The sequence below is a fragment of the Dokdonella sp. genome (assembly GCF_035703485.1).
Lineage (GTDB): Bacteria > Pseudomonadota > Gammaproteobacteria > Xanthomonadales > Rhodanobacteraceae > Dokdonella.
Genome location: NZ_DASSYD010000070.1, coordinates 1 through 14,694 on the forward strand (window position 1 = coordinate 1; position 14,694 = coordinate 14,694).

Consider the following 14,694-nt stretch of genomic DNA (forward strand, 5'->3'; position numbering starts at 1 on the left):
TGGACAGTTGATGCTTGCTGACGATTTCGTGATGACGCCGGAAAAGCGCGCACATATCGACAAGGCCAATGCTCAGTTGAAGAGTGGTGATCACGACAAAGCGATCGATGAGTTGAAGCTGGCCGCGATCGACGTGAACTACACGCGTGTCTGGATGCCGATGGAGCAGTCCGAAAAGCATCTGGACAAGGCCATCAAACTCGCAAAAAGTGGCAAATATTACGAGGCAAACCTTGCCTTGAAGGCGATCCAGGACAATCTGACCGTCGACTCGGTCAGCCTCGATGAGTTGCCCAAAACCTGATGAGTCGGCGAACTGAGAGGGTTCGTCGTGAACCGAAAGCAGTGAGCGGGAAAAGCAGTTCTGACACATGGGCAAATGGCACAAGCGCCGAAAAATGCCGATATCCACGACGCTGTTCCCGCTAACCGCGCTTCGTGGAAGACCGCCTTCGGGCGAGTAATCAGGCCATGTCGCGGGAAAGCCTCGCGACCAAAGGGAGTCTCTTTTCGGGGCTCCTGAGGGGACACCTACAGATTTGGGGAAAACGGCTTTTCACGTTTTCCCACTCCCCACTCCCCGCTCCCGCACCGTCAATAAAGAAACTCGCGAAACACCGGATCAACGCTCTGATTCCACGGTCCGTGGTACAGCGCCAGCTTGCGTTCGGCCGGAGTCTCGTTGGCTTCGACAATCTCGATCAATGGCGTCAGGAAGATGCTTTCATCGGCGCCTTCCCAGTTTTTACATGCACGCTGCCGGAGTCCGTGTGCGGAGATCTTCAGGGCTTCGACGGCGATATCACGGAGCGTGCCATTGCGGAATGGCAGTTTGAGCCCGTATTCAGGGACGCCGTCGCGCAGCGCGTTGCGCTCCTCGCGGCTGAAATCCTTGACCAGATCCCAAGCCGCATCGAGCGCGCTGCTGTCGTAGAGCAGGCCGACCCAGAATGCCGGCAATGCACATAGCCGTTTCCACGGGCCACCATCGGCACCGCGCATTTCCAGAAAGCGCTTCATGCGAACTTCGGGAAAAGCCGTCGTCATGTGGTCGGTCCAGTCGGTCATCGTCGGCGTCGCCCCGGGCAGGGCGTCGAGTTCGCCACGCATGAACTTGCGGAACGATTGCCCGGCGAGATCGTGATAGATGCCATCGCGATAGCTGAAATACATCGGCACATCGAGCATGTAGTCGACGTAACGCTCGTAGCCGAAACCGTCCTCGAAGACGAAATCGAGCATGCCGGTGCGATCCGGATCGGTGTCGGTCCAGATATGCGAGCGATAGCTCAGATAGCCATTCGGCTTGCCCTCGGTGAACGGTGAGTCGGCAAACAGGGCGGTTGCGATCGGTTGCAGGGCGAGCGAGGTGCGGAATTTGCGCACCATGTCGGCCTCGTTGGAAAAGTCGAGATTGACCTGCACCGTGCAGGTGCGGGTCATCATGTCGAGGCCGAGGTCGCCGACGGTCGGCATGTAGCGACGCATGATCGCGTAGCGACTCTTCGGCATCCACGGCATGTCTTCGCGTCGCCATTTCGGCTGGAAGCCCATGCCGAGGAAGCCGACGCCAAGCTCGTCGGCGACGGTTTTGACTTCCTTCAGATGCGTATGCACTTCGTTGCAAGTCTGATGGATGTTTTCCAGCGCCGCGCCGGACAGCTCGAACTGACCCGCAGGCTCAAGGGTCACCGAGGCGCCGTCGCGTAGCAGGGCGATAAGCTTGTCGTTTTCGACGACGGGCTGCCAGCCGAAGCGGGTCAGACCTTCGAGGACCGCGCCAATCCCTTGCGGGCCTTCCCAGGTCAGCGGACGCAGGTCATCGAGACGGAATCCGAATTTTTCGTGTTCGGTGCCGATGCGCCAGTTGGCGATTGGCTTTTCGCCGGCGGCAATATAATCGACGAGCTGCTCACGGCGGGCTATCGGTTCGCTGGATTCCAGGCTGGGACCGGACATTGAAAAATCCTCTGAACAGCCGATCGGCTGTTAATCCGGCGATATGGGGGCATCACCGGTTCACGCAAGAGACCTGTCAGGCCGGTTTTTCATTGCGGTGGAAGCGCGCGGGATTGAGACTTGCCTGGAATGGTGATCTCCAGCCATCGCGCAATGACAGCGCGAGCCTCATCCAGGCCGGTCTTTGCCGGTGCCGAGAACAGTTGCACACTGACCTTGGCGTCGTCCGAACCATCGGCTCCAAGCTCCTTGCGCACGGCATTGAGGGTGCTTGTTGCAACGTTGCGCGACAATTTGTCCGCCTTGGTCAACAGCACATGGCACGGCTTGGCGATGCCCGCGGCGTAATCGAGCATCTGGCGGTCGAAATCCTTGAGCGGATGGCGGCTGTCCATGATCAGGATCAGGCCCTTGAGGGCTTCACGGTTTCGCAGGAATCCATCGACCATGCCCCGCCACTGGTCCCGTACGCCAACCGGAACTTTCGCGTAACCATAGCCAGGAAGGTCGATAAGGCGTCGATCGTCGTCGATCGAGAAGACATTGAGCAATTGCGTGCGTCCCGGTGTCTTGCTCACTCTGGCCAGGCCCTTGTGCGATGCCAGCACATTCAGTGCGCTGGATTTGCCGGCGTTGGAGCGCCCGGCGAAGGCAACTTCCCAACCATGGTCTGCGGGCATATCGCGCAGGCTGGCCGCGCTTTTGAGGAATTTTGCCGAGTGCAGGATATGCATGGGAGTCCGTTGCTGGATGATTTGGGAGTGATTCGAGTTTGACCGGTCTTCGACTGACGCGGATAATTCGGGGATTATCGTCTCTGCCCTGCCTGTACGTGTCGGCAGTGCGTGGATTTCCTGTCTATTCCGGAGTCAGTGTATGAGTTTTCCGCGAGTGTTTGCTTTGGCGATGCTGTTCAGCGCTGGTCTGGTCCATGCCGAAACCCATGATTCCATCATGCTCGGCGATGCCAAGGCCGGAGAAGCCAAGACCGCAGTCTGCGGGGCCTGCCACGGTGTCGACGGCAATTCAGCCGATGCCATGTATCCCAAGCTCGCCGGGCAGAATGAATCCTACACCGTTCGCCAATTGATCCAGTTCAAATCCGGCAAGCGCATGAATCCGATCATGATGCCTTTCGCGAGCACCTTGAGCGAGCAGGACATGCACGATGTCGGCGCCTTTTTCGCGACCAAGCAGGCTAGCCCGGGGCAAACCGACGACGCCTACGTCGAACGCGGCCAGGAACTGTTCCGCGCCGGCGACAGCAAGCTCGGCGTGCCGGCATGCATGGCATGTCATGGCCCCTCAGGCCGCGGCATGGCCGGTGCGGCTTATCCGCAGCTTGCCGGGCAATGGGCTGACTACATCACCGCGAAGTTTACCGAATGGCGTAGTGGCACGACCTGGGGTGACGACGAGCACGCCAAGATCATGCCGGACATCGCCAAGCGTCTGAGCGATCAGGATATCGCCGCCCTGGCCTCGTATGTCCAGGGTCTGCATGAAGTGCAGACCGCCGCCAAGTGACTTCTGCCGTCGTTCAGCCAGTTTGAACGACACTGGGTGGTCGTGGCCCGGACCCTGTCTGCATCGTCCGGGCTGGCCATCGCGCAAATCCCCATCGCAGCGGAGAAACAGCAATGATGAAACCCCTCATCGCAATGGCGGTTGGACTTGGTCTGATCGTCGGTGGTCAGGCGCACGCCGAAGATACCTGGGTTGCCGGCAAGAACTATTTCGTCATCGAGCCGACCCAGGCGACAACCACCGGCGACAAGATCGAAGTGGTCGAAGTATTTTCCTACGCTTGCCCGCATTGCAATGAAGTCGCGCCGATGGTCGCTGACATCAAGAAGCGCCTGCCGGCCAATGCCGAATTCGTGCTGATTCCGGCCCAGTTCGGATTCTCGGCCTGGCAGACGTTTGCCAAGGGCTTCTATACCGCGCAGGCGCTCGGCCTCGTTGAAAAAACCCATGCCGACCTGTTCCGCAAAATCTATGTCGATCACAAGATCGACATACGCTCGCCAAGCTTTGCCTCGCTCGCCGATTTCTACTCGAATTACGGTGTATCGGCTGAGGATTTCATCGCCACCTCGAACTCGTTTGCGATCAAGGCCAAGCTCAAGCGTAACGAGGAGTTGATCAAAGCCTACGGCGTCGAAGGCACGCCGACCTTCATCATCAATGGCAAATACCGCATCTCAGGACAGTCGGCTGGCAGCTACAACAAGGTCGAACCCTTGATCCACTATCTGATCGACAAGGAAGCCAAGGGCGAGTAACCCAGGCAACTCATGGCCTGATCCGTTGTCTGAACGACGAACCTGATTCCGGTTCCGATCCCGAGGAGAGATACCCGATGCTCAAACATCTGCCCCAGTTGCTCGTTGCAGCGCTGCTTGCTCTATCCGTCAATGCTTGTGCCCAGGAGCACTCAGGTGCTGCGACGGATGCGGTGGAAGCCGCGCCTGCCGTTGAAGCGGTCGCCGGCAAGACCTACTTCCCGATTGATCCGCCACAGCCGACCGCGAGCGGTGACAAGGTCGAAGTGCTGGAAGTCTTCAGCTATGCCTGCATCCATTGTGCGCATTTCCAGCCATACGCCGACGAGATCAAGGCCAAGCTTCCGGCGTATGCCGAATACAGCTACATGCCAGCCATCTTCAATCCGACCTGGGAAGCATTCGCGCGGGGTTTCTATACCGCCCAATCGATGGGCCTGCTCGACAAGACCCACCAGGCCTTGTTCGACGCGGTGCACCGCGATCATCGCCAGTTCCGTTCGTTCGATGACATTGTCGCGTTCTATGCCGAGCACGGTGCAGACGCCGAGAAGTTCAAGCAGACCGCGAGCTCGTTCGAAATCGAGAGCAAATTGGCACGCTCGCGCAGCATGGTGCCGAAGTATGGCGTCGACGGCACGCCAACCTTGATCATCAACGGCAAGTACCGTGTCACCGGCGCATCAGCAGGCGGTTATCCGCAACTGGTTGCCCTGGTCCACAAGCTGGTAGAAATGGAACACGCGGAGAAAAAGGCACCGTCGAAGGCCAAGTAGCACGAGGCGATGGCTGGAGTTGCCGACAAAGGCCGCCCTCGGGCGGCCTTTGTGTTCATGCGCCGGATGTCACACTGGCAAATTCCGACCCGACAAGAGCATTGCGATCACCCACAATGACCCGTAGCACTGCCCCCACCAAAAAGCCGGCCAACCCGCCCTTGCGCATCTTGAGCTGCAACATCCTTGCAGGTGGCAGCGTCAAGCGCTATCGCGAGTACGTCACGCAGAGCTGGAAGCATGTGTTGCCGACAGGCAAGCGCGCCAATCTTGATGGGCTGGCCGGGATCATTGGTGACTTCGACCTGGTTGCCCTGCAAGAGGCGGATTTCGGCTCACTGCGCTCGGGGTTTCTCAACCAGACCGAATACCTCGCCGAATGCGCCGGTTTTCCATACTGGAGTCACCAGCCGAACCGCAAGGTGGCCAAGGTCGCCGCATCGAGCAATGGCCTGCTATCGCGTTTGAAGCCCGATGAAGTCCTCGATTTTCCCTTGCCCGGCCGTATCCGTGGCCGTGGCGTGCTCTGGGCGCGTTACGGCAAAGGTGAGCATTCGCTGATTGTTCTGGTTGCCCATCTTTCGCTGGGTCCGCAAGCCCGTGCGCACCAGCTGGGCTACATCACCGAGCTGCTTGAGGGTCATCCCAATGCCGTGTTGATCGGTGACCTCAATACTCCGATTGAAAGCCCCGAGCTGCGCTCGCTGTTCGCGCGCACGTCATTGCAGCCACCGGCGACACCGCCGCTGACATTCCCGAGTTGGGCGCCAAATCGCGCGATCGATCATATTCTTGCCACCTCGACGATCAAGGTCGACGAACTGCGGACCTTGCCGCATCTGGTCTCGGATCATTTGCCGGTCGCGGCAACGATTCATCTGCCCGAAGGCCTTCGTCTCGACGACTAGTCGCAGGCGCCGGTTCAGGCAAGCGCGACCCGGTTGCGCCCTTCGCGCTTGGCCCGGTACATGGCTTCGTCGGCACTTTGCAGCAGACTCATGGATGACATTGTGGTCGCAGCCGGGGCCAATGCAGCTCCGATGCTGATGGTCAGCGACAAGTCGGAGCCGGTGACGCATTGCTCGGTTTCAGCAATGGCCTGGCGAATCGATTCGGCCATCGCAAACAGGGAATCCCGGTCCGTGTCGGGTACCAGCACGACGAATTCCTCGCCGCCATAGCGAACGACACGTCCACGGTCTCCAACCACGCCTTCAATCGTCGTCGCCGTCAGGCGCAGGCAATCATCACCGGCCAGGTGTCCGGCATCGTCATTGACTCTCTTGAAGTGGTCGATATCGGCAACCAGGACACCGAACGCCTGTCCAGCTTCCTTGCTGGCGGCAAGCATGGTGTCGAAAACGGTGTCGAAATAGCGGCGGTTGTAGACGCCGGTCAGGCCATCGCGAAAGCTCGATTCGCGCAACCTGTGATTGACCCTGGCCAACTCGTTGAGAGTGCTCGAAAGCTCCTGGGTGCGCTCGTCGACGCGAACTTCGAGTTCGCTGCGGGCGGTCTGGACGATGCGGATGTTCTCGTTGCGCAAGGAAGCAAATCGCCAGGCCAGTGCAAATGAAAGCAGGATCATTTCGAGTGCCGACCCGATTTGCATGCCGTACTCGGTAATGAAGATCTTCGGCAGCACGCCGAACGAGACCATTGCATAGAGCGTGGTTCCGATCAGCATGACCGCCCAGGCAAGCAGCAGGATGCGTGCCGCGCGATCGCCACGGCGAGCAAGGATCAGCGAAACCCCCAGGATCATGGCTGCCCCCGGGAATACCGCCGCCGTGCCAATGATGACGGCAGTCCGATAGTCAATCAGGAAAGCCAGCACCAGCATCACGATGTGGAAGCCCATGAGTCCGAGAATTATCCGGTCTGCGGCGGGCAGACGATGCTTGAGGTCGAGAAAAGCACGCACGAACTGATGCATCAGCAGCATGCCGAGCGCCATCGACACCGGAACGATGGTGTTGGCGAGCCACGGTGAGTCCGGCCAGAAGTATTCGAATGCCAGACCGTTCAGGGCCAGCTGAGCGAGTCCGAAGGCGGCGATGTAAAGTACATAGTAGAAATAATTTGCATCGCGCAACGACGCGAACAGGATCAGGTTGTAAAGCAGCAGCGCCAACAGGATTCCGTAATACACGCCAATGCCCAGTTGGACAATTCGCATGGAGTCGAAAAAGGCTTGGTGGGTGTAGAGTGTCAGTGGCACCTGCATCGAGCTTTTCGAATACACGCGAACGAACAAATCGGCTTGTTCACTGGCATCGAAATCGAGCAGGAAATTGGGTGCACTGAATTGCAGGAAACGCTCGCCAAACGGATGAAAATCACCCGATACGAAGTGCTCGAATGAGCCGTCGGCGTGGCGCAGATAAACATCAATCTGATCCAGCAGCGCGTAATCGAGGGCAAGAATCCGGCGCTGCATGCGAGCGTCGCGATTGAGCAGGCGAACGTGAAACCAGTACGCTTCGTCGACAAAACCGAAGCTCGCATTGTCGCGCGGCAAGGGCTGGAATCTCTCGCTTCCGAGATCACGGAACTGGTCTTCGACCGTCGCCGTCAGGCCGGGATCAGCGGCGAAACGCGTGACTGCAGCCAGCGGGATATCGGTATCATCCGAGCGCAGTTCCACGACCTCGATGGCCGCCGAAGCAAGATCGGCCATTCCGAGCACGATCCATGCGGTGGCTGTCAGTATCGACTGCCTCACGCTCATTCCCGTTCCCCCGGCCTGGGACAAGACTCGATTCCCATCCAGTGAGAGGCCGTTCACGCCGGATGACTCGAACAGACCTTGCTGTCTCCTGCCAACAATGCCTGTTCGTCCCGATCTTACCCGGGTGCCTTGTCTCGATGCCAGAGTTGTCTCCAGCCCTCCCAGCCCAAGCGGTTCAGGGTTTGCATATTGCGCCGGTAGATTTCATCACTGTCCTTGATCGCGTCGACCGCACGCTCGATGCTGGACTCGCGCAACAGATGCAGGGTCGGCCAGGGTGAGCGGTTCGTGCAATTCTCCACATCGTCGGCCGCCGAGTCGGCGAAACAGTAGTCGGGATGAAAACTTGCTACCTGGATTTCACCATCGAGTTTCAAGACGTCGATTGCGGCATCGGCGGAATCGAGAAAGTCATTGAAATCGAGAAAGTCACCCAGCACGAACGGCGCAATCAGCAAGCTGGTCTCGCAATCAGCGGGGTCGGCTGCGTGCAGACTCTGCAGTTCGCCGCAGAGATCATCGAGCAGGCCCTCGCTATCGGTGGCATGACTGACCCGGAATCCAATTCGCCTTTCAAGCCAGGGAGTGCGTGCGAACGGGCACAGATTCAGGCCGATCACGGCCCGCTCGATCCAGCGCTTCGTGTCGGCAATGTACTGCACGTCTTTTGGATCGAGTGTTTCGTCGGCATGAGGGCTGGTCGGGTTCACGCACGCGCTCCACTGGAGAAGAGTGTCTGAATGTCATTGTGATCGAGGATGCGCCAATCGCCTTCAGCCAGGTCGTCCAGGCCAAGGCCACCGACCGTCAGGCGTTGCAGGCTGTCGACATGATTGCCGCTGGCGGCAAACATGCGTCTGACCTGGTGGTAGCGACCTTCATGCAAGGTCAGTCGCGCACGTCGGGCGTCGAGCACATCGAGCTCGGCCGGCAGCAAGGGAGTCTTCTCGGATTCCAGCATCAGGTTGCCGCTGGCGAACAAGGCGACTTCATCGCCACGCAAATCCTGTGCAAGGGTTGCTTCATATACTTTGGCGATGCGCGATTTGGGCGAGATGATTCGATGCAGTAGCGGACCATCGTCGGTGAGCAGGAGTAGTCCGGAAGTCTCGCGATCAAGCCGGCCGACGGTCGACAGCGCTGGATTGCGTGCGCGGAACCGATCTGGCAGGAGGTCGTAGACGATGCGACCCGCATCCCTGGTCGAACATGTCACGCCGCGCGGCTTGTTGAGCATCAGGCAAAGGCCGGACGGCGGATCGAGCACTTCGTCATCGATGCGGATCTCGCCATGCTCGCGCTTGTCATCGGCGTACAGAACGTCGCCTTCGGCATCGGTGATGCGTCCCTCGCGGAACATCCGTGCGACTTCCTTGCGACTGCCGTAGCCGAGATTTGCGATCAGTCGGACCAGTCTCATCGGCGAACCCCCCATCCATGCAAGACCTTGAAGCCTTGCTTCAACGCGATTGTTTCGACGTGACTGAAATGGACATTGAGCGTGGCTTCATAAGGCAGGTGACGATTCGCCACGATCCACAACCGGCCATCGGCTTGCAGCGCCTTTGCGGCCGCGCCGATAAAGGCCTGGCCCAGCTCTGGTTGATCGGCGCGACCCTGGTGGAACGGTGGATTGCTGATGATGGCGTCGTACCGAGCGAGCAGGCCGGTGCCGACATCGTGCCAATGAATCGAAGCTTCGACAGGGCGACCGATCTTTTCCAGCGTGGCTTCGATATTCATTTGCGCCGGCTCCAGCGCGCGCGCCTCGGCCTCGTACAGATCAATTGCCTCAACGCCCGGGCAACGCTGCAGTACCTCACAGGCGAGGTATCCGTAACCCGCACCAAGATCAGCAACCCGGCCATGCAGATCGGCCGGCAGATGTTCGGCCAGCAGCGCCGATGCCGGATCGATGCGATTCCACGCGAACAGGCCGGGGCGACTGACGAAACGATCGTCGGCGATGGCTCGCGGTTCATCCAGCGCCTGCCACTCGGCGCGAAGGAGCGGATCCTGTGCCTGTCCGTCGAGCTTGCTCCAGAACACCCGGCAATGATGTTTCGAGAGAACCTCGGCATTGCCAAAGAGTTTTCTGAAGTCCGCTTCGCCCGAACGCGCGCCTTCGTCGTTGGCGATCGAGGCGATGAGGGTGGCTCCGGCTTCGGCATGCTGCGCGGCGCGGGCGAACATCGCCCTGGCTTCATCGCGCTGACGTGGCGGCAACAGCATCACCAGTGGAAAACATTGTCCTGCAGCCGGCTCGGCAACGACCAGGCCCGAGCGTTCCAGCGCCGCAGCGAACGGTTTGAAACTCTGCTGGCACAACCAGTCGCGGCGCGAAACTTCACCCCACCAATGGCCATCGCGAGCGCGCAGAAAAAGCACACGGCCATCCTCGGGCAAGGAAACCCGGGCGGTACTGATGGCGTGATGCAGGGCATCCAGTGCCGCACTGGAAGTGCCGGCTGACAAGGCGAATTGGCTCACTAGTTATGCGCGTGGCGGAAACAGGTCGGTAATTCTAGGGCAACGCGCGATCCTGTTCCCCATTTCGATCAGGGCGTGCTCACGTCGCGCAGCTTCCAGTGAGGGCCGATCAGCAGATCGAGCCGGTGCTTGACGATCGCATGCGGCAGCGTTGTGGTCACAATCAACTCACTGCGCTGGGCCTCAAGGCTTCCAGTCACCGTTGCCTCGGTGTCAACGGCCCCGGTGCCAGGGTCGACCTGGTCTGGGTCCTCCTGCATCGCCCGCCAGCGTTCCCAGAAATGCGGTTCGCGCAGCGCTGTTTGCAGCGTCGTCGCCAGGTGTTCGGGTGATTCACCGTCGAAAGTCAACTCGCCTGACGCACCGCGCGAAGTGGCGAGATTCTCGATCGAGATGAAATAGCGTTGGGCCTTGGCCATGCGGAATCTCCTGGTCATGTATCGGGGCTAGCAAGCAATACCCGTGCGGCTTCGTCGAGGCGATCAATGCCGATTTCGGCGCGGGAAAGGTCTTCATGCTCGACGATGCCGAGCAACGGCGCCTGAATCCGTCGTTTCAGGGTTTCGACATTGTCCTCGATGCGCAGCATTTGTGCATCGATGCGATTGCCGATCCAGCCGATCAGGCGACAACCATCCGCTTCGATTGCGCGTGCCGTAAGCAAGGCGTGATTGAGACAACCGAGGCGCAGACCGACAACCAGCAGCACCGGGAGTCTGAGTTGATGAACAAGATCCGCTTGCATAAGCGAATTGCCCAGCGGCGCAAGCCAGCCGCCAACGCCTTCGACGACGACGAAATCCGCTTGTGCCTGCAAGCGTTGATACGCCGCTGAAATGACTCCAGGTTCAATGGAAACGCTGTTGTCGGCAGCGGCCAGGTGCGGCGAAATCGGATCCTCGAACGCATACGGATTGACGCTCGCATAATCGACGTTTCCGTGACTCGCGGCGATCAGGGCGAGCGCATCTTCGTTGCGCAAACCGGCTGCGCCTTGTTCGCAGCCGCTGGCAACCGGCTTCATGCCGATTGCCTTGACGCCTTGCGATTGCAGGCTGCGCAACAGCGCGCAACTGACATGGGTCTTGCCGATACCGGTATCGGTGCCGCTGACAAATACGCTGCGCATCAGGCTTTCTGCAGTGCGCTGCGCGCACGTCGCATGCGTCGGTCCATGAAGAAATGAATGATATTCACGGAAAAGAAAATCAATCCCGGCATCGACATGACAATGTTGTTTCTGATTCCTCCCTGCAACAGCAGCGCAGACAGGCACAGCGAAATCAGGGAAACAGCAGGAAGCGTCGCCCAGCGCAAAGTGGCATGGCGCGTGACGAGACACTCAATCGCATCCAGGCCAAGCCTTTCGCGTTGTGACCATGCGTGCCAATAGAGCAGGGTCATGTTCAGGCCCATGGCGCCCAATCCGAGGGCGAATACGACAAACATCACTCGTGCGTCAGCGACCGTCTGAAGGTGTATCTGCGCATAAAACCACTCGCCACCGACGAGCTGAAAGAATGCGCCGAAGACCATGCGCAAGGGATAAATGAAGACCAGCACGATGAACACCAGCAACAAACTCAGGCGCTGGCTGTAGCGATCATTCAGACCGTATCGTCTGCTCCAGTCGGCATGCCCTCTCCAGAACAACACGATCATCAGAAAACTTGCACCAAAGGCAGGTACCGATTTGAGTGCGTCGACGAGCTTCTCTGCCGTGTCCGGAATCGCGTCGATCGAAATCACCATCAAGGTAATCGCGAATGCGAATGCCGCATCAAAGAACGCTTCGGCTCGGGTGACTTCGGCTCCGCGATTGAGGAAGCCGTCTTCGTCACGCAGAAGTTCAGGAGAGTCATTCATGCCGGTATCCGCTATGGCCCGATTTTGGGCAGGGTGACATCGGCATTGCCATGAAAAAGAGCCGACAAGAGGAACGCCGAAAATGAGGTAGCCATGGTAGTCGCAGCCGCGATCAACTGGCGACCCCGTCGAGTCAGCAACTGCGCCATTTGGAATTGGCGGGTAGAATGATCGACCGGAATGGGAAAATGAAGCAAGACGATGTCGTTCGAAATCCAATCGATCAATACGGAAGACAAGGCGGTGTTCTACGCCGAACTGGCCCAGCAGGCGCGCGGACTGCTCCACGGCGAGCATGACCGGATCGCCAATGCAGCAAATTTTGCGGCGCTGGTCTGGCACGCATTGCCACGCATCAACTGGTGCGGATTCTATTTCTTCGATGGTCGCGAACTGGTTGTCGGGCCGTTCCAGGGCAAGCCGGCCTGCGTGCGTATCGCCCTCGGCCGCGGCGTTTGTGGAACCGCCGCAGCGACCCGCGAAACTCAACTCGTCGTCGATGTCAATGAATTCGATGGGCACATTGCCTGCGATGCAGCTTCGCGCTCCGAAGTGGTCGTGCCATTGGTGATCGATGGTGAGCTGCTCGGCGTCTGGGATGTCGACAGCCCAGAAGCGGGGCGTTTTGATGACCAGGACCGGATCGGCATGGAGCTGATCTGCGACGTATTTCTGCAGGCACTTTCCCGCCCGGCAAATACGGAGGCAGCATGAGTGTCAAAGATGCAAAAATCAGGAATGTCGGCCCGAAATCCGCAGCCTGGTTGCGTCAGGTCGGCGTGCGCAGCGCCGAGGATCTGTTTCGCATCGGTCCGGTCGATGTCTTTCTCAAGGTCAAGCGTGCCGGCTTCAGGCCCAGTTTGAACCTGCTCTATTCACTCGCCGGAGCGATCGATGATTGCCACTGGACCGATCTTCCCGCCGAGCGCAAGGAAGGTCTGATCAGCGATCTGGCCGATGCGGAATCGGACAACCCGATCAAGACGCGCTGGGAAAAGCAGGCCGACCGCAGCGCCGAGATCGATGGCATTGTCCCTCCATCAACCGATGACTCCGAGAATTCGGGTTTCGATGACGACGGAGTCCGTGAGCTTTCCGGCACGGCAACAGATTCCGAATAAGCGCGAGCAACGACTCCGCTGTTGAAGCCGTTTTCAGGGGCAAGACAATCGCGTTTGGTGCAGGGCGCAAAAGCTCGCATGAGATTAAATTCCTGCAATGGCAAGTTCGTTTGCCGTAAATCGGCATAACGCTCGCTCAAATGGCGCTACAAGGGCCTGGTTGCGTTGCGCCGGACAACTGCAAGCTCGCGAGCATCCTCGCGCCATCGCGGCGTCGACTTGATCGCTGGCAATACCTGTTCCGGCTCGTCGACCAGCGACCACATCGCGGCATGTTCCTTGTTCATGAAGCGTTGCTCGATCACGCTTTCCATGAAGTCTTGCAGCGGCGCGTAAAAATTCTTCGTATTGAGCAGGATGATCGGATTGAAATAAAGGCCGAGGCGCTTCAGCGTCAGTGCTTCGAACAGCTCCTCCAGAGTCCCGCAGCCACCGGGCAGGGCAATGACGGCATCAGAATCGGTGAGCAGCCGATGCTTGCGCTCGCGCATGTCGCCGACCAGTTCAAGCCGGGTCAGGCCCGGATGACCCCATTCAAGATCGGCCATGAATCTTGGCAGGATGCCGATCACTTCGCCGCCTGCCGACAGCGCGCCGTTGGCCACTGCGCCCATGGATCCGGTCGAGCCGCCACCATAGACGACGCTGCAGCCCGCCTCGGCGAGCAGCTTGCCGAGCTGGAAGGCGATTTCGTGGAAGTAGGGATCGCACTCCTGGCTGGAGGCGCAATAGACGCAGATTCGCATGGTGATACTCGGTGGGCCTGAACGGGCCATTGTACGTTGCCATTGTCGTGGATTGGCGTCATGCGCAGTCATCGAATGCAGCGAAACCCAACGGTTCCAACGCGAAAGAATCTCCCTTACGCTGCCGCCATGAAACCCAAACCCCAGTCTGTGCGGCGCGCACTGATCCGTGATGTGGCCTTCTTCCAGTTCAAATTGCTGCTCGATGCCGTGCGCGATCTGGCCTTGAGTCCGCTCTCGCTTGCCGCTGCGCTGCTCGATCTGCTGTTGTCCGGTGTGCAACCGCCACAGTACTTTCGTGCCGTGTTGCGACTCGGCGAACGCAGCGAGCAATGGATCGATCTGTGGTCAGCGGGTCGTGGCGCGAAATCGCACGATCACATGAATGTCGATGCCTTGCTGACCCATGTCGAAACCGTGGTCAGCGATCCCAAATCCGGCGCGAAACGGGCGCGCGTGCTCAAGCGCTGGGCCGAGCGAGAATTGGCGCGAGCGCGTCGGGAAAAGCAGCAAGGGATTGCCAGCGCATCTCCCGACAACCTGGAGCCGCCGGATTCCGGATCAGCATGAGGCGGCGATGGTCGACCATCGACTGACAATCACTGGATGGCTGGACGCCTTGGCGCAGAGGCCGTGGATTGGCCAGAACCCGGATACATCACGCCGAAAGCGAGCCTGAATCGACCTGCCAAAACCGTGACGGGATTCACAGTCGTGTAC

At 59.2% G+C, this 14,694-nt stretch carries 18 protein-coding genes; 8 read left to right on the forward strand and 10 right to left on the reverse strand.

Annotation, left to right across the window (positions count from 1 at the left end):
• On the forward strand, positions 1-304 hold a 304-nt coding region (locus tag VFN25_RS05200; protein ID WP_325139538.1), incomplete at its 5' end, for a YfdX family protein.
• Between the two features lie 290 nt (positions 305-594).
• Here the strand turns inward: VFN25_RS05200 and VFN25_RS05205 are convergent.
• Together VFN25_RS05205 and yihA are read right to left on the reverse strand one after the other, a co-directional pair.
• Positions 595-1,959, reverse strand: a complete 1,365-nt coding sequence (locus VFN25_RS05205; RefSeq protein ID WP_325139541.1) for a glutamate--cysteine ligase — start codon at positions 1,957-1,959, stop codon at positions 595-597.
• An 89-nt stretch (positions 1,960-2,048) separates the two neighbouring features.
• Entirely contained in the window at positions 2,049-2,693 is a 645-nt protein-coding gene (gene yihA, locus VFN25_RS05210; RefSeq protein WP_325139543.1) for a ribosome biogenesis GTP-binding protein YihA/YsxC, read from the reverse strand.
• 142 nt (positions 2,694-2,835) lie between these two features.
• Between yihA and VFN25_RS05215 the strand changes: the two genes are divergently transcribed.
• The 4 genes from VFN25_RS05215 to VFN25_RS05230 all read left to right on the forward strand — a co-directional run bounded on the left by VFN25_RS05215 (position 2,836) and on the right by VFN25_RS05230 (position 5,928).
• Positions 2,836-3,486 (forward strand): cytochrome c4, encoded by a 651-nt coding sequence (locus VFN25_RS05215; RefSeq protein ID WP_325139545.1) that lies wholly within the window; start codon positions 2,836-2,838, stop codon positions 3,484-3,486.
• A gap of 113 nt (positions 3,487-3,599) precedes the next feature.
• The gene (locus VFN25_RS05220; RefSeq protein ID WP_325139547.1) at positions 3,600-4,244 is read left to right on the forward strand and encodes a thiol:disulfide interchange protein DsbA/DsbL; all 645 of its coding nucleotides are present in this window, start codon (positions 3,600-3,602) and stop codon (positions 4,242-4,244) included.
• Positions 4,245-4,321: 77 nt separating this feature from the next.
• Positions 4,322-5,020 (forward strand): thiol:disulfide interchange protein DsbA/DsbL, encoded by a 699-nt coding sequence (locus VFN25_RS05225; protein ID WP_325139549.1) that lies wholly within the window; start codon positions 4,322-4,324, stop codon positions 5,018-5,020.
• Between the two features lie 116 nt (positions 5,021-5,136).
• A complete protein-coding gene (locus VFN25_RS05230) occupies positions 5,137-5,928 on the forward strand; it encodes an endonuclease/exonuclease/phosphatase family protein (RefSeq protein ID WP_325139552.1) in 792 nt (263 codons plus the stop codon).
• A gap of 14 nt (positions 5,929-5,942) precedes the next feature.
• Here the strand turns inward: VFN25_RS05230 and VFN25_RS05235 are convergent, their stop codons facing one another.
• From VFN25_RS05235 to VFN25_RS05265, 7 genes are all read right to left on the reverse strand, one after another.
• Entirely contained in the window at positions 5,943-7,751 is a 1,809-nt protein-coding gene (locus tag VFN25_RS05235; RefSeq protein WP_325139554.1) for a diguanylate cyclase, read from the reverse strand.
• 116 nt (positions 7,752-7,867) lie between these two features.
• The gene (locus VFN25_RS05240; protein ID WP_325139555.1) at positions 7,868-8,461 is read right to left on the reverse strand and encodes a DUF1415 domain-containing protein; all 594 of its coding nucleotides are present in this window, start codon (positions 8,459-8,461) and stop codon (positions 7,868-7,870) included.
• Positions 8,458-9,171, reverse strand: coding sequence for a pseudouridine synthase (locus tag VFN25_RS05245; protein ID WP_325139557.1), 714 nt, complete (start codon positions 9,169-9,171; stop codon positions 8,458-8,460). The genes VFN25_RS05240 and VFN25_RS05245 overlap by 4 nt, the downstream gene beginning before the upstream one ends.
• Entirely contained in the window at positions 9,168-10,241 is a 1,074-nt protein-coding gene (locus VFN25_RS05250) for a class I SAM-dependent methyltransferase (protein ID WP_325139559.1), read from the reverse strand. The genes VFN25_RS05245 and VFN25_RS05250 overlap by 4 nt, the downstream gene beginning before the upstream one ends.
• A gap of 68 nt (positions 10,242-10,309) precedes the next feature.
• Positions 10,310-10,660, reverse strand: a complete 351-nt coding sequence (locus VFN25_RS05255) for a hypothetical protein (protein WP_325139561.1) — start codon at positions 10,658-10,660, stop codon at positions 10,310-10,312.
• Between the two features lie 14 nt (positions 10,661-10,674).
• Positions 10,675-11,370 (reverse strand): dethiobiotin synthase, encoded by a 696-nt coding sequence (gene bioD / locus VFN25_RS05260; protein WP_325139563.1) that lies wholly within the window; start codon positions 11,368-11,370, stop codon positions 10,675-10,677.
• Positions 11,370-12,107, reverse strand: coding sequence for a TMEM175 family protein (locus tag VFN25_RS05265; protein WP_325139565.1), 738 nt, complete (start codon positions 12,105-12,107; stop codon positions 11,370-11,372). Before VFN25_RS05265 ends, bioD begins: the two co-directional genes overlap by 1 nt.
• Before the next feature lie 201 nt (positions 12,108-12,308).
• Here VFN25_RS05265 and VFN25_RS05270 point away from each other — a divergent pair, with 201 nt between their 5' ends.
• Together VFN25_RS05270 and VFN25_RS05275 are read left to right on the forward strand one after the other, a co-directional pair.
• Positions 12,309-12,821: a GAF domain-containing protein gene (locus VFN25_RS05270; RefSeq protein WP_325139567.1), complete on the forward strand. Its 513-nt coding sequence runs from the start codon at positions 12,309-12,311 to the stop codon at positions 12,819-12,821.
• Positions 12,818-13,228, forward strand: coding sequence for a TfoX/Sxy family protein (locus VFN25_RS05275; protein ID WP_325139568.1), 411 nt, complete (start codon positions 12,818-12,820; stop codon positions 13,226-13,228). The genes VFN25_RS05270 and VFN25_RS05275 overlap by 4 nt, the downstream gene beginning before the upstream one ends.
• 146 nt (positions 13,229-13,374) lie before the next feature.
• On the opposite strand, the gene VFN25_RS05280 is transcribed toward VFN25_RS05275, so the two are convergent.
• Positions 13,375-14,004 carry a TIGR00730 family Rossman fold protein gene (locus tag VFN25_RS05280; RefSeq protein WP_325139571.1) on the reverse strand — a complete coding sequence of 210 codons (630 nt, stop codon included), beginning with the start codon at positions 14,002-14,004 and terminating at the stop codon, positions 13,375-13,377.
• A 99-nt stretch (positions 14,005-14,103) separates the two neighbouring features.
• On the opposite strand from VFN25_RS05280, the gene VFN25_RS05285 reads away from it, so the two are divergent.
• Positions 14,104-14,544 (forward strand): hypothetical protein, encoded by a 441-nt coding sequence (locus VFN25_RS05285; RefSeq protein WP_325139573.1) that lies wholly within the window; start codon positions 14,104-14,106, stop codon positions 14,542-14,544.
• The last annotated feature ends 150 nt before the right edge of the window (positions 14,545-14,694 follow it).

Coding starts and splice junctions, on each gene's coding strand:
- VFN25_RS05205 (WP_325139541.1), bottom strand. CDS start 1,959: ATGTCCGGTCCCAGCCTGGAATCCAGCGAACCGATAGCCCGCCGTGAG.
- yihA (WP_325139543.1), bottom strand. CDS start 2,693: ATGCATATCCTGCACTCGGCAAAATTCCTCAAAAGCGCGGCCAGCCTG.
- VFN25_RS05215 (WP_325139545.1), top strand. CDS start 2,836: ATGAGTTTTCCGCGAGTGTTTGCTTTGGCGATGCTGTTCAGCGCTGGT.
- VFN25_RS05220 (WP_325139547.1), top strand. CDS start 3,600: ATGATGAAACCCCTCATCGCAATGGCGGTTGGACTTGGTCTGATCGTC.
- VFN25_RS05225 (WP_325139549.1), top strand. CDS start 4,322: ATGCTCAAACATCTGCCCCAGTTGCTCGTTGCAGCGCTGCTTGCTCTA.
- VFN25_RS05230 (WP_325139552.1), top strand. CDS start 5,137: ATGACCCGTAGCACTGCCCCCACCAAAAAGCCGGCCAACCCGCCCTTG.
- VFN25_RS05235 (WP_325139554.1), bottom strand. CDS start 7,751: ATGAGCGTGAGGCAGTCGATACTGACAGCCACCGCATGGATCGTGCTC.
- VFN25_RS05245 (WP_325139557.1), bottom strand. CDS start 9,171: ATGAGACTGGTCCGACTGATCGCAAATCTCGGCTACGGCAGTCGCAAG.
- VFN25_RS05255 (WP_325139561.1), bottom strand. CDS start 10,660: ATGGCCAAGGCCCAACGCTATTTCATCTCGATCGAGAATCTCGCCACT.
- bioD (WP_325139563.1), bottom strand. CDS start 11,370: ATGCGCAGCGTATTTGTCAGCGGCACCGATACCGGTATCGGCAAGACC.
- VFN25_RS05265 (WP_325139565.1), bottom strand. CDS start 12,107: ATGAATGACTCTCCTGAACTTCTGCGTGACGAAGACGGCTTCCTCAAT.
- VFN25_RS05270 (WP_325139567.1), top strand. CDS start 12,309: ATGTCGTTCGAAATCCAATCGATCAATACGGAAGACAAGGCGGTGTTC.
- VFN25_RS05275 (WP_325139568.1), top strand. CDS start 12,818: ATGAGTGTCAAAGATGCAAAAATCAGGAATGTCGGCCCGAAATCCGCA.
- VFN25_RS05280 (WP_325139571.1), bottom strand. CDS start 14,004: ATGGCCCGTTCAGGCCCACCGAGTATCACCATGCGAATCTGCGTCTAT.
- VFN25_RS05285 (WP_325139573.1), top strand. CDS start 14,104: ATGAAACCCAAACCCCAGTCTGTGCGGCGCGCACTGATCCGTGATGTG.